Below are 12,971 nucleotides of genomic sequence, written 5' to 3'. Positions count from 1 at the left end.
GCTGCGGACGATACGTACTGCTGCTGGCTCCCGGGTCAGTCGTCGTCCGGGTCGCGCGAGATGCCCGGCAGGAGGGTCGAGCCACCGCGCAGCGCCTCGAACGCGCCGGGCACGCGTGCCACCCGACGCAGGCTGTGCCGCCGGTAGCGCCAGATCATCCACGCACCGAAGCCCCACAGCAGGAACTGTGAGCTCATCGCGATCCGGAAGTCGTCGAGCGTGTACGTCTCCGGACCGCCCGGCGCGATCTGGTCGAGGATGACCCCCACGAGAGCCATCGTCGTCAGCGAGGCGATGAAGCCGCCCATGTTGACCATCCCGGAGGCCCGCCCGTAGCGCTCGCTGCGGTGGAAGCTGCGGGCCAGGTCGAAGGCGATCATCGACCCCGGGCCGCCGACCGCGGTGACCGAGACGAGGACGATCAGCAGCCAGAACGGTGACCGGTCCGGCAGGGCGAGCACGATCGCCCAGACCAGGGAGATGGCGCCGACGACCACCAGGGCCATCAGCGAGCGGTAGTAGGGGTGGCGCCCGGTCCAGCGGCCGATCGTCGGCCCAGCGAAGAGCGCGACAAAGGTCATCCACGTCAGCAGCGCCGAGGCCTGCCCCGGCGTCAGGCCCTGCCCGGCGACGAGGAATGGGAAGCCCCACAGCAGCGCGAAGACGGTCGGGGCGAACTGCGTGGTGAAGTGCACGGAGAACCCCAGCCGCGTCCCCGGGTCACGCCACACCTGCCCGAGGCTGTCGCGCAGGGCGCGAATCTTGATCTTCTCGACGGCGCCGCGCTCGTAGGGCGAGTCCTTGACGACGAGGAAGATGCCGAGAATGCCCACGACGCCGAGGAAGCCGGCCGTCGCATAGGTCATCGTCCAGCCCCACGCGTGCAGTGCGGCGCTGAGCGGGATGGCCGCGGCGACGGCACCCATCTGACCGATCATCCCGGTGAGCTGGGTGATGACCGGCGCCTGCCGCACGAGGAACCACAGCGCGATCAGCCGCAGCACGGAGGTGAAGACCATCGCGTCGCCGGCACCGATGAGGGCCCGCGCGCCCAGACCCATCGCGAAGCTGTCGGCCGTGGCGAACCAGAGCTGTCCCGCGGTCATCGCCACGAGTCCGCTGATGATCAGTGCCTTGGACCCGAAGCGGTCGAGCAGCACGCCGACCGGGATCTGCATCCCCGCGTAGACGGCGAGCTGCAGGACGGTGAAGGTCGCCAGCTGGCTGCCGCTGATGTCGAAGCGCTCCGCCGCGAGGAGCCCGGCGACGCCGAGGGAGGTGCGGTGGAAGACGGCGAGCACGTAGACGGCGAGCGCGGTCGCCCAGATGAGGTAGGCGCGGCGCCGTCCGATGTTGTGCAGCTGTCGGGTCCCGGTCACGCGCTCATGCTATTTCCCGCTCCAGCGGGCGAGGAGATACTGGACTCCGAAGGGGGACTCCTCCGCGAGCACCTCGCCGTGCACCCGCTCACCGGTGAAGGCGCCGGCGAGGACCTGCAGCGCCGGGCGCCCGCGCATCCACAGCCGGTCGCAGGTGGTCGGGTCGAGGTCGGCGAGCGCGGTCGTGTCGGCTGCCGCGAGTGCCCGGCCCAGCTCGTCGGCGAAGGGGGCCGCGTCCGGTTGCAGGTGGCCCGGCGCCTTCTCGGTGAGGGTGGCCGGCCCGTCGGCGACGACGAGGAGGAGCGTTTCCTCGTCGGCGAGCGAGCGGCCCAGCTCGAGACAGTCGGCCGGGTGGGCGTCGGCGGCTATCGACTGCAGGACCGGTTCGCCCCCTGCGGAGGGGGCGAACAGGCGGCCGATCTCGAGGTCGGTGGGCAGCGCCCCCTCGGGGGCGCGGCCGGTGGTGAACCGGGCTGCGCCGGAGGGCGCATCGCTCGGCCAGGTCTGCGTGGACCGGGCCGCGCCGATCACGACGAGGCGGGTGACCCCCTTCGTCATGGTGTCGGCGACGAGGGCGCGAGCCCGCTCCCGCAGGTCGGCGAGCGGGTCGGCGGCGCCGCCGATGCCCGGCAGCAGCGCCGGCGCGGCCGGGACGACGACGGCCCTCATGCCAGCCCCCGCATGGTGCGGGCGGGGGGCCGCTCGCCGCGCAGGGTCGCGACCATGTCGAGGACCTGACGGGTCTCGGCGACCTCGTGCACCCGGTAGATCCGCGCGCCCAGCCACGCGGAGACGGCCGTGGTGGCGAGGGTGCCGACGAGGCGCTGGTCGACCGGCCGGTCGAGGGTCTCGCCGACGAAGTCCTTGTTGGACAACGACACCAGCACCGGCCAGCCGGTCTCGAACATCTCGTCGAGGCGGCGGGTGATCTCGAGGGTGTGGTGGGTGTTCTTGCCGAAGTCGTGCGCCGGGTCGATGACGACGGACTCCCGGGCGACACCGGCGGCGACCGCGCGCTCGGCGTACCCGAGGACCCCGTCTAGGACCTCGGCCATGATGTCCCGCTCGTAGCCGGTGCGGTACGGCCGGGTGCGGGGCGTGACGCCCCCGGTGTGGGTGCAGATGATCGCGGCGTCGTGGCGGGCGGCGACGTCGACGAGCGCGGGGTCGGCGCCGCCCCAGGCGTCGTTGAGCACGTCGGCCCCTGCGCGGCAGGCCTCCTCGCCGACCTCGGCGCGCCACGTGTCGACCGAGATGACGAGGTCCGGGTACGTGGTGCGGACGCGGGCGACGAGACCGGCGACGCGGTCGATCTCCTCGGCGGCGTCGACGTCACCGCCGGGGGCGGCCTTCACCCCACCGATGTCGACGATCTCGGCGCCCTGCTCGACGACGAGGTCGACCCGCTCCATCGCCTTGTCCTCGGCGAAGGTGGCGCCCTTGTCGTAGAAGGAGTCGGGCGTGCGGTTGACGATCGCCATGATGAGCATCGCGTCGTCGGCGAAGGTGTGGCGCCCGAGTCTCATCGTCGACCTCCTGGGTAGCCGGTCTGCTCGCGAGCCTGCGGTCGTTGGGCTAGCGGGACCGGCCGGGAGCGCCAGCCGCCGTCCCGCGTGAACTGCTGCAGCTCCTGTGCCGCGACGTCGATCGACCCGGCTGTGCCGTGGCACCGCGCGTTCACGACGGCGAGGAGCTCGGCGGCCATGACGGCGAGGTCGTGGTCCTTCTGGTGGCGGTGGGCGCGGGCTCCGAGGTCGACTTGGGCGATCGCCTCGAGGCCGTGGCGGGCGTGCGTGTCGATGAGGGTGGCGATCTCGACGCCGTACCCGGTGGGCACGGTGATCGACTCCATCAGCGAGCGGCGCACCGCCCACTCCCCCGCGAGCGGCTGCACGACCCCGGCCAGCTGCGGCCACCACAGGTCGAGGACCGGGCGGGCGACGAGCTCGGTGACCCGGCCCCCCTCGGTGCTCGGCTCCTGGCCGTCGACGTCGAGGACGCGGTCGTACCACCCCTTGACCAGCTGCGTGGTCGGGTCCGCGGTCAGCGCACCCACGAGCCCGGTGACGAAGTGGGGTCCCCACGACGTGAGGTCGGCGTCGACGAAGACGAGGTGGTCGCCGGTGGTGACGAAGAGGGACTTCCACAGCGCCTCGCCCTTGCCGGGGTGGCTGCCCAGGCGCGGGGCGATGTCGACAGACCGGTGCACGGTGGCACCGGCGTCGGCGGCGACCCGGGCGGTCGCGTCGGTGGAGTCGGAGTCGATGACGACGAGCTCGGTGACGAGTGGGGTGTCCTCGACGAGCTCGCGCCGCAGGACGGAGACGACGTCGCCAACGGTCTCGGCCTCGTTGCGGGCGGGGATGACGACGGTGACGGTCTCCCCCTTCGCCCTCAGACGCTCGACCAGGTCGGCGGCGGCGAAGTCCTCGTGGTGGTGGCTGTGGGCATCCAGCCACTCGAGCGTGACGTCCTCCATCAGTGGGCCCGTCGTTGCTCGATCACGATTCCGAGGGTAGACGCACGGGCTGCACCGGAAGCGGTCGGTCGGCGATGCCTCTCGGGGTGGGTCGTTCCCTCTTGGGGCCGACGCGGTGACCAAAGTGGTGAGGAACCCTGTCCTGAACACACGATTGCCCCCTTCGTCTGGGGGAGGGAAGGGGGCAACGCGGATAGTGCCGCACGGAAGGCGGACGATCTCCCCCGGGGGGAGCGGGGGTCTTCGCGGACCCTAGGAGTAGTCCGTGTTGGTGTCACGGCGCCGTGCGGCGAGTCGCTACTCCTTCTCGCAGGGACGCCAGGAGTGGTGGCCGGTTCTCGCCGCCGAGCCCGGCTTCGAGGCTTCGGCCGTGAACGGCCTCGCACCTCAGCCACCGTCGATGGGGGGAGCTGGCGGGGGGACTCGAACCCCCAACCACCTGTTTGCCTTTCGGCCTTCTCTGGTGGTTGCTCCTGAGATGCTGCTCGCCCGTCGTTCCGGGCTTGTCGTTGGCATCGAGCGGGCCTGTCTCGGCCTGTTTCGGCGAGCCAGCGTTCGCAAGTGGAGGGCAAAGTGGAGGGCTGGCCGGTTCTAGCCGCCGACCCTGTAGCGGAGCAGAGGAGCCTGCCGGAGTGGCCGGGTCAAGGGTGGACGGAGTCCATCACGCAGTGACGCGAAGCGCCCTTGATGCGGTCCGGAGGCGGGCGGAGAGTGGAGCGGAGGGTCGGAGGCGTGAAGGTGACGGCTGCTCAGAGGGAGTCGTAGAAGTCCTCATCGAGGCGGAGGAGGGTCGCAACGTAGTTGGTTTGGACGCCGACGCGGTGTTTGAGCATGAGTTCGGCGAGTTCGATGCCGTTGACTGGGATGATGCGCACCCCCACTCGGTCGGCGTAGTCGAGGGCGTCGCGGGTGAAGTCGCAGGTGGCGATGAAGACGCCGCGGTCGGCCTGCTGTCCTTGGAGCGCCCCGACGAAGGCTTGCATGGCGGGGCGGCCCACGGTGCGGTCGCGGGCGTAGCGCTTGGCTTGTACGTAGATGCGGTCCAAGCCCAGCGGGTCTTGGCTGATCACGCCATCGATGCCTGCATCGGCGCTGTCCCCTGTGGATTCGACATGTCCAGACGTCCCGTACTGCATGGCGGAAAGAACTCGCAGAACCAATTTCTCGAAGCTCTTCGGGGACAGTTGCATAACCCGGTCGAGGATCTCGGCGGCCAAGGCACTGTGCACGGTGGCAACGGTGGCGTCGATGATGTCTTCGGGCGTGTCTGCTTCTTCTGGCTCAGTAATTGGCTGGGCGGTCGGATCGGTTGCGGCCTTCGTGGGGGTTCGCTTGCGGCTTCGTTTGCGAAACTCCTGGAACTCCGCGAACTGAGCGAGATCGGCGTTGGAGATCGGGCCCGTGGTGTCGGCGAGCAACTGACGACCTCGGGGCGTGAGTTCGGCATGGCCACGACGGGGCCGAACCACAACCCCGGCTTGCACGAGATAAGTGACGGCCCAGCCAACCCGATTGGTCACCACGAGTTGTCCGCTGCCGATCGTCTGGCCCCGGTCCTAGTCGCTGATGTTCATTGCGTCGGCGATGTGCTCGGGCATCGCCCTGAACTGGGTTTCGCCGTTCGTGGCCAGGATTTCCATCACGGGCCGCATCATGTCCTCGTAGGTGGGAACTGCCACGACTGGCTCCGTCCGTTATGGGGCAAGGGACTGGCAGCCTAGCGATGAGCACCACGACAGCGGGGCGGGGCTGCTTTGGGGCTCCGCCTCGCCTCAGTGCCGTGCGGGCCTGGCCCGACGCCGAGCCCGGAACGGCCGCCAGGCCGCATGCCCGGCACGGCGGCGGGCCGAAGGCCCGCCGGCTCGCGCCGAAGGCGCGCTTGAGTCAGTAGAGAAAGTACTCACGCGTGCGGGCAAGTCGCTCGGCGACCCGCTTTAGGTGCTCGGTAGGCTCCGAGCATGGGCATGCATATGTTATTTGGGGACGAGACCAACGTGACGTCAAGCGACGGCGACTTCTTCATCTACGGGGGTCTTGCGACGACACCCGAAGGAATGATCAAGGCGCACGGACTCGTGGCCGACGTACGGTCGAAGTATGGCTTCAAACCTATAGACTCGTTCAAATTTCACACAAGGTCACGGCCCGATGGTATGGAGATCGGCCATTGGACTGCTGCGAAAACCGAGTTGCTCAAGCGCGCCGCGGAGATCGAGGATCTTGACTTGATCACCTATGTGGTTCTGCATGACCTCGCCAGGAACGTTAGCGCTGAAGATAAGATGCGGTATGCCCTAAATGCCGTGTTAGGCCACTTCGACCTTCGCTACCTTAGTAGGCACAATTCCTACGGCATTGTTTCCGTGGATCGCGTTGATAGCCTTGGCTACGATTACTTGGAGGAGCGCTTCACCAAACCTCTAGAGTTGCCGGGTGGCCGCTCTATTATGCTCACCCGCACGCTACACCTGAGCCAAACGTGCGATGGCGCGAGCCACATGAGTTCTCTGGTCGACATCGCCCTCGGAGCCTTCCGATACTGCGTGAACACCGCCACGGGTTCCGGACGAGACGACCTAGCCTTGGCTATGTTTGCGCCTATCGCCAAGCTCATGTGGGGTGTCCCCGAATCGGGCCCTAAGGGAAACTTGAGACGGATTGGCGGTTACGGCTTTTTGAAGTACCCCAAGACCGTTAAAGCAGCTGTCTATCAGGATCGCTACAAGAGCCTGGAAGGAGCGCTGCAGACATACGCCAATGCAGACGCAACAGAGGAGCCTGAGTAGATATCTAAGAGTTCTGTTGACTACTGCAAGGCGGAATTCGACAAAGACCCTGGGTCAACGAACTCACACTGTGCGGGCTCGAATTTCGTCGTAGGTTCCCCCGAGGTAGCCCAGCAACATCTGCTGGAAGTCGGGGTTGGCGAAGAACTGGCTGAACAGCTCGCCGTTCTTATCGTGCCGTTGCAGGAGCAGTTCCTTGATCTTCTCCTCGAGGACAAGCTCGAACTGGGAGCGGTCGTTATGGAGCGCGACCGCTTCCATCTCCTCGTCTTCCATGACGACGGCCCACTGCTGGTCGACCCATACCTTGTCGGATTCGCCGAGGTCGGCGCCGTACTTCTCGTTCATCACGGCGATGAGCGCGGAGAGCTTGTCGAGCATGGGTTCGGTGGCCGAGCCCTTGCCCTCCCCGGGCAGGGCGACGCCGGCCTCGTCGGCGCCGTCGAGCCCAATGGTGCCCTCGCTCGTGACGGACAGGCGCAGGTGGGTCAGCTGCACGCTCTTGCTCAACTGAGGCATCGGATCGGACTCCGCTGCGGGAAGCTCGGTGAGCAGCAGCTTGCCGTAGAGGAAGAGCCGCTCCAACGACGCATCCGCCCAGGGCATGACCTGCGCGACGAAGGCGTAGGCCCGCACGAAGTGGGTCAGCGTTCCGCGGAAGGACTCCTGTGCGTCCTCGTCGAGGGTGACGAACCGCCCCACGGCGGGGGTGACATTCCCGTAGATGGTCGGCTGCTGCTTCGGATCGTCCGAGAGCAGTGCGCTCGTGGCCGCGGCCATCTCATCCAGCGACAGCACGCCGGCCGACATCAGGTCGTGCTCCATCGTGTACAGCACGTTCGGGTCGGTCGGTTGCGCCAGCGACTGCTCGTAGAACGGCTCGAACGCCTCCTGGATCTCTTCGGCGGTGTTGGCGAAGTCCAGGACGAAGGTGTCCTCCTTACCCGGATGGGTCCTGTTCAGCCGGGAGAGGGTCTGCACGGCCTTGACCCCGGCGAGCTTCTTGTCGACGTACATCGTGTGCAGCAGCGGCTGGTCGAACCCGGTCTGGTACTTCTCCGCCACGACGAGGACCTGGTAGTCCTCCTCGAACCGCTTGGGCAGCTGGGTCTCGGGAAACCCGTTGAGCATCGCCTCGGTGTAGGCAATCTCCGGAGCGTCCGGGTCGGTGACCGTCCCGCTAAAGGCGACTAGGGCGCGAAGGGGGTGCGCCCCCGTGTCGTAGCCCTTGCGTTTGATGTATGCCTCGATCGCCTCCTTGGTGCGCACCGCGTGCAGTCGCGAGCGGGTGACGACCATGGCCCGGGCCTGGCCGTCGATCTTGTGCGCGGACTTCTGCCGGAAGTGCTCGACGATCACCTCCGCCTTGGCGTCCATCATGTACGGGTGCAGCGAGACGAACCGCGCCAACGCCGCCCGCCCCTTCGCCGAGTCGACCTCCGGGTCCTCCCGCGGCTCGGCTGTCGCAAGCTTGTAGTAGGTCGAGTAGGTCGTGTAGTTCGCCAGCACATCGAGGATGAACCCCTCATCGATCGCCTGACGCATCGAGTACGTGTGGAAGGGAACCTTCACGCCGTCGCCGTTGGACTGCCCGAACGTTTCCAAGGTCTTTGGCTTCGGAGTGGCGGTGAAGGCGAAGTAGGACAGGTTCGACTGCTTGCCGCGGTTGCGCGCCGACTCGACCAGCGCATCATCCGGGGCCTCACTCGCCTCGACCTCCGCCTCCGCCGCTTCTGCCTCCGCCAGCGCGTCATCGCCGGAGGCCAGAACCTTCTTCAGCTTCTTCATCGAGTCACCCGTGGTCGAGGAGTGCGCCTCGTCCACGATCACCGCGAACCGCCGCCCCGCGACACCTCGCGCTTCGCCCTCGGCCGCTTCCTCGGCGGCGAGCTTGGCGACGACGGGGAACTTCTGAAGCGTGGTGATAATCACCCGCGCCCCGTGCCCGGCTAACGCGTCCTTGAGTTGGTCGGACTTCTGGTCGATCCGCACGATCGTGCCTGGCGTGTGATCCAACCCAGCCACGGTGTCCTGTAACTGCTTGTCGAGCACCCGCCGATCGGTGATGACGATGACCTTGTCGAAGATCGGCTGATCACCCTCGTCATGCAGCCGGGAGAGAGAGTGCGCCGTCCAGGCGATGGTGTTCGACTTGCCCGACCCGGCCGAGTGCTGGATCAACCGATCCACCCCCGCCCCGTCCGTATGGGTTGCGGCGAGAATGGAGCGGACTGCGTGCCATTGGTGGAATCGCGGGAAGAGCACGCGCCCATCTTCGACGTGGATGAACGTGGCAATCAGGTCCAGCCACGCATCCTTGTCCCAGACCTGCTCCCACAGGTACGAACTCTGGTAGCCGTCGTTCGGCGGGTTGCCGGCCGCCCCCGGGTTCCCCGGACCAGCGGTGCCCTGGTTGAACGGCAGGAACCGCGTGGCCTCACCCGCCAGCTTCGTGGTCATCGCGACTTGGTGCGGGTCGACCGCGAAGTGCACCAGTGTCCGCTTGGCGAAGATGCGATCGTGCGGGTTCCGGTCGACCCGGTACTGGTGCATCGCCTGCTCCAGCCCCTGACCGGTCAGCGGGTTCTTCAACTCCGCGGTGGCCACCGGGACGCCGTTGATCACGAGCACCAGATCCAGGGAGTCTGCCGGGCGAGACTCCGAGTGATGCAGCTGGCGCACCGCCGCGCACCGGTTCGCCTCATACCGCTCTTGGAGCTCAGGGGCGAGGGTGTTGGCCGGCTTGAACCAACACATCCGCACCACTACACCCGAGTCCTTGACGGTCCCGCGCAGCACACTGATCGTGCCCCGATGATCGATGGCACCCGCGACAACCTTGACCAGGCGCTGTCTCGCAGTGGCCTCCCCGCCATGTCGCGTGACCAACTGCTGCCATGCCTTCGGCTGCGACTCCTGAACGAAGGCGATGACCTCGTCCGGGAACAACCCCAGATCCCGGTCATATGACGAAGGGGGCACCGCCCCCCACCCATTCGTCGTCAGGTGGGTCTCGATGTTGCCCTCGAACACCGCCTCGGTCGTGTTACTCATTCAACTCACCCCGGAAGCCTCGAAGCAGCAGTCGACATGTCCAACTCCCCCGTAACGGTCGCCGTGATCAACGACGACTTGTACTCGGTCAGCAGGTCGATCGACCGCTGAAGTTGCTGCGTCGACTGCGTGGCGACGGCATCGGCTTCATCGAGTTCTTCAGCGACAGCTCGTTGCTGAACACGAGCACCGTATGGCATGCGGTACTCCAAGATCTGGTCCCCACTCAGGTGAGGAACCGAAAGTCCTGTGAGCACCGATTCGATCTGGGCCCTGAAGGCGTGGCTCTGGAAAGCGCGAATCATGAAGTGAGTATTCAAGCGGTCGCTCGGAATCAATTTGGCGACACGCTGAAGGAGGAGCGGCCCACCATCGCTGGCCTTCACCTGTGCGATACGAAGGCCCTCACCGATCCAAGGCCGGTCCATCCCAAGAACAACATCGCCCGGCGACAACCGGAAGTGCGCGACATCGCTGACCTGATTCCTCGGCCAACGAACAGTTTCGTCCCATCGCAACGTTCCGACTCCAACGTTGACGCCTCGGAGCAAGGGGATGTCTCGAAGGTCTTCTGAGTACTCCGCACTTGGGAACGCATAGCCCGGCAGAACCCGCAGGACACGAGACGCTCGAACCCGCTCTGGCAAAGCGTCGAGGCGCGACTCAAGGAGACTCGCAAACTGGTGGCGCACCATTTCCAGCTGCTCGCGACGGGCGGCGATGATTCGATCGATCCGGGAGACCCGGTCGTCGAGGAAGTCCGCAATCCGCCGCTGCTCCTCCAGCGCAAGGTATGGCGCTGACATAGCTCGAAACCTCGACGCCGAAAAGTTCTCAATTGTGGATTTGACGACGCCTTGCTCAATCTGAGCCCAGTAGTCCTTGGACTGCATCCAATAGGACAAGAAGCGTGGATCGGTGTCGGCATTCGGTCGAATTCTCACCAAGAACCCCGCAAAACAGGCGGGCTCCTCAGAGGTAAAGAGCGTGCTCTTTCCGACAGTCGCCCCAACCGCGCAGGCAATGATGTCGTTTGACGCGAGCATCGCTGCCTCAGCCACATCTGGTGGTTGCGATGCAAATACGTCATCCCGAAGAGAGCGTGGTCCGGCGATGTCAGTGGTGCGAACGTAACGGGGCCAATCCCGGTTGTCATGCTGACCGGACAGGCCCAAGCCGTTGGTGATCGGGATAGCAGACAAGTACTGAAGCCGGATCCGGCGATTCACAGGCCGAGGCCCTTCATCCAGCCCTGGATCTGCATCTCTAGGTCCTTGATCTCAGCGGCGATCTCGTGGAGGGGCCTTGATGGTTCGTAAACGTAGAACTGCCTTGTGAAGGGGATCTCGACACCGACCTTGGTCTTGGTGTGGTCGATCCACGCGTCCGGCACATAGGGGTGGATCTCGTCGGTCAGGTGCCGCTCGGCCTCCTTCTCCAGGACTGCGGGACGACTGACTTCGTCGAGGTCGAAGAAGCCCTCGGGCAGGGCCACGTTCTCCTGGTCGCGCAGGTCCGGGTCCGGCTCGGGCTTGCCCTTCTTCGCAATCACCGGCGCGTCCGGGTCAGCGATCACGCAGGCCTTGGCGAAGGCCTTCTTGTCCTTTGTCGACAACTCGCCCACCTCGGCCAGGAGGGCCTTCTCGGTCTCGAAGCGGCGCCCCACCAAATGCGCAAAGGCACCGAAGGGCTCACTGGCGACGGCCTCGGGGGTGACTTCCCACCTTCGCCTCAACGGCCGCTCGACTGTGATGCGCTGAAAGGCGAACTCCTCCCTCTCCAGCACCCGAACCCGCTCATCATCGGCGAACTCGTCCCGCGCGCCGCCGTAGAGACGGGTGATCGCGGCGATCGCATCCGGAGTGAGCTCCTTGCGCTTGTCCCCAAGGGACTTGCGCATCTTGGTGCCGAGCTCCCGACCATCGACCAGGCGCACGAGGCCGCGATCCTGCTCGTCCTTGTCGTTGGTCAGGATCCACACGTAGGTGGAGATGCCGGTGTTGTAGAACATTGAGTCTGGTAGCGCGACGATGCCTTCGAGGTAGTCCTTCTCGAGGATCCATCGGCGGATTTCCGATTCGCCCGAGCCGGCCGCGCCGGAGAACAGCGGCGACCCGGACAGCACGATCCCCACGCGGGAGCCGGACGGCTTCATTTTGGCGAGCATGTGCTGCAGGAAGAGCAGCGACCCGTCCGAGACCCGCGGCACGCCGGCGCCGAAGCGCCCGTGGAAGCCCTGGTTGGCGTGCTCGTCCTTGATCGGCTGGGCATAGGACTTCCAGTCCACCCCATACGGGGGGTTGGCCAAGATGAAGTCGAAAGGCTCGCCGGGGAAGGCGTCCTGGGTCAGCGAGTTGCCGAAGGCCATCTGGCCCGGGTCAGTGTCCTGCATCATCAGGTCCGACTGCGCGATCGCCCACGTCTCCGGGTTCAGCTCCTGCCCGTACACCTGCACCCGCGCCGCGGGGTTGGCCGCGGTGATGCCGTGCGCGGCGCCCATGAGCATCCCACCCGTGCCCGCGGCCGGGTCGTAGACCGTACGCACCGGCTTGGGATTTGCCGTCAGCTCAGCGCTGGTCTTGCCGTGCAGCAGCAGCGCGACCATCAGGTCGATGACTTCCCGCGGGGTGTAGTGCTCACCCGCGGTCTCGTTGGACATTTCGGAGAACTTCCGCAGCAGCTCTTCGAAGATGTAACCCATCGCCTCGTTGCTGACCGCATTGGGGCGCAGGTCGAGATCGGCGAAGTCCGCCAGCACCGGGTAGAGGATGCCCGCCCGGTCCATCCGGGCGATCTTCGCATCGAAGTTGTAGGCCTCGATCACGCCGTAGGCGTCCCCCGACAGGCGGCGGATGTAACTGGCCAGCTGCTCCGCGAGCTCCTTGTCGTTCTGCAGCATGCTCGTGAACGTCAAAGGCGAGAGGTTGTAGAAGCGTTGACCCGCAACGTGCTTGAGCACGTAGTCCATGCCCTCGTCCACGGCCTTGCCGGTGGTCTTGCGGTCCGCCTGCAGGGCACCGAGCGTGACCGCCTGGTCCAGCACGGCCTCCTTGGTCGGAGCCAACACCGCGTCCATGCGGCGCAAGACCAGAAGCGGCAGCATCACCGACCCGTACTCGTGCTGCTTGAACGTACCCCGCAACTTGTCCGCGACTTTCCACACGAACGCGACCTTGTCCGCGAACCCGACCGGCGCCATGCATTCCCCTTTTCGACCCGTGATGTTGGCTCGACCCTAGTGGCCAGCACCGACCGCGTGGCCGAAGACCCTGG

10 protein-coding genes and 1 pseudogene are annotated in these 12,971 nt (G+C 66.2%); 1 reads left to right on the top strand and 10 read right to left on the bottom strand.

Annotated elements, in window-relative coordinates; translation table 11 throughout:
- Nucleotides 1-35: 35 nt before the first annotated feature.
- The 7 genes and pseudogenes from O9K63_RS14295 to O9K63_RS14270 all read right to left on the bottom strand — a co-directional run bounded on the left by O9K63_RS14295 (nucleotide 36) and on the right by O9K63_RS14270 (nucleotide 5,537).
- Nucleotides 36-1,379 carry an MFS transporter gene (locus O9K63_RS14295; protein WP_277238897.1) on the bottom strand — a complete coding sequence of 448 codons (1,344 nt, stop codon included), beginning with the start codon at nucleotides 1,377-1,379 and terminating at the stop codon, nucleotides 36-38.
- A 9-nt stretch (nucleotides 1,380-1,388) separates the two neighbouring features.
- Nucleotides 1,389-2,048: a hypothetical protein gene (locus tag O9K63_RS14290; protein WP_277238895.1), complete on the bottom strand. Its 660-nt coding sequence runs from the start codon at nucleotides 2,046-2,048 to the stop codon at nucleotides 1,389-1,391.
- Entirely contained in the window at nucleotides 2,045-2,905 is an 861-nt protein-coding gene (gene folP, locus O9K63_RS14285) for a dihydropteroate synthase (RefSeq protein WP_277238893.1), read from the bottom strand. Before folP ends, O9K63_RS14290 begins: the two co-directional genes overlap by 4 nt.
- Nucleotides 2,902-3,858, bottom strand: coding sequence for a glucosyl-3-phosphoglycerate synthase (locus O9K63_RS14280; protein ID WP_277238892.1), 957 nt, complete (start codon nucleotides 3,856-3,858; stop codon nucleotides 2,902-2,904). Before O9K63_RS14280 ends, folP begins: the two co-directional genes overlap by 4 nt.
- A 749-nt stretch (nucleotides 3,859-4,607) precedes the next feature.
- Nucleotides 4,608-5,276 (bottom strand): restriction endonuclease, encoded by a 669-nt coding sequence (locus O9K63_RS14275; protein WP_277238890.1) that lies wholly within the window; start codon nucleotides 5,274-5,276, stop codon nucleotides 4,608-4,610.
- Nucleotides 5,277-5,279: 3 nt separating this feature from the next.
- Nucleotides 5,280-5,399 (bottom strand): annotated as a pseudogene (locus tag O9K63_RS16875) (winged helix-turn-helix domain-containing protein); the annotation flags it as partial.
- 15 nt (nucleotides 5,400-5,414) lie between these two features.
- Nucleotides 5,415-5,537: a hypothetical protein gene (locus O9K63_RS14270; RefSeq protein WP_277238888.1), complete on the bottom strand. Its 123-nt coding sequence runs from the start codon at nucleotides 5,535-5,537 to the stop codon at nucleotides 5,415-5,417.
- A gap of 279 nt (nucleotides 5,538-5,816) precedes the next feature.
- Between O9K63_RS14270 and O9K63_RS14265 the strand changes: the two genes are divergently transcribed.
- Nucleotides 5,817-6,644, top strand: a complete 828-nt coding sequence (locus O9K63_RS14265; protein ID WP_277238887.1) for a hypothetical protein — start codon at nucleotides 5,817-5,819, stop codon at nucleotides 6,642-6,644.
- Nucleotides 6,645-6,707: 63 nt separating this feature from the next.
- On the opposite strand, the gene O9K63_RS14260 is transcribed toward O9K63_RS14265, so the two are convergent.
- Genes O9K63_RS14260 through O9K63_RS14250 form a run of 3 tightly spaced genes read right to left on the bottom strand, consistent with a single transcriptional unit; the run spans nucleotide 6,708 to nucleotide 12,897 of the window.
- Nucleotides 6,708-9,677 (bottom strand): type I restriction endonuclease subunit R, encoded by a 2,970-nt coding sequence (locus tag O9K63_RS14260; protein WP_277238886.1) that lies wholly within the window; start codon nucleotides 9,675-9,677, stop codon nucleotides 6,708-6,710.
- Between the two features lie 26 nt (nucleotides 9,678-9,703).
- The gene (locus O9K63_RS14255) at nucleotides 9,704-10,927 is read right to left on the bottom strand and encodes a restriction endonuclease subunit S (RefSeq protein WP_277238885.1); all 1,224 of its coding nucleotides are present in this window, start codon (nucleotides 10,925-10,927) and stop codon (nucleotides 9,704-9,706) included.
- Nucleotides 10,924-12,897, bottom strand: coding sequence for a type I restriction-modification system subunit M (locus O9K63_RS14250; protein WP_277238884.1), 1,974 nt, complete (start codon nucleotides 12,895-12,897; stop codon nucleotides 10,924-10,926). The genes O9K63_RS14255 and O9K63_RS14250 overlap by 4 nt, the downstream gene beginning before the upstream one ends.
- Nucleotides 12,898-12,971 lie beyond the last annotated feature (74 nt).

Source organism: Janibacter cremeus (assembly GCF_029395675.1).
In the GTDB taxonomy this organism is placed as follows: domain Bacteria; phylum Actinomycetota; class Actinomycetes; order Actinomycetales; family Dermatophilaceae; genus Janibacter; species Janibacter cremeus_A.
This window is presented reverse-complemented; position numbering and strand designations above follow the sequence as displayed.

Bases quoted from the DNA above. Each gene is read 5' to 3' on its own strand.
- O9K63_RS14290 (WP_277238895.1), bottom strand. From the start codon at position 2,048: ATGAGGGCCGTCGTCGTCCCGGCCGCGCCGGCGCTGCTGCCGGGCATC.
- folP (WP_277238893.1), bottom strand. From the start codon at position 2,905: ATGAGACTCGGGCGCCACACCTTCGCCGACGACGCGATGCTCATCATG.
- O9K63_RS14280 (WP_277238892.1), bottom strand. From the start codon at position 3,858: ATGGAGGACGTCACGCTCGAGTGGCTGGATGCCCACAGCCACCACCAC.
- O9K63_RS14265 (WP_277238887.1), top strand. From the start codon at position 5,817: ATGGGCATGCATATGTTATTTGGGGACGAGACCAACGTGACGTCAAGC.
- O9K63_RS14250 (WP_277238884.1), bottom strand. From the start codon at position 12,897: ATGGCGCCGGTCGGGTTCGCGGACAAGGTCGCGTTCGTGTGGAAAGTC.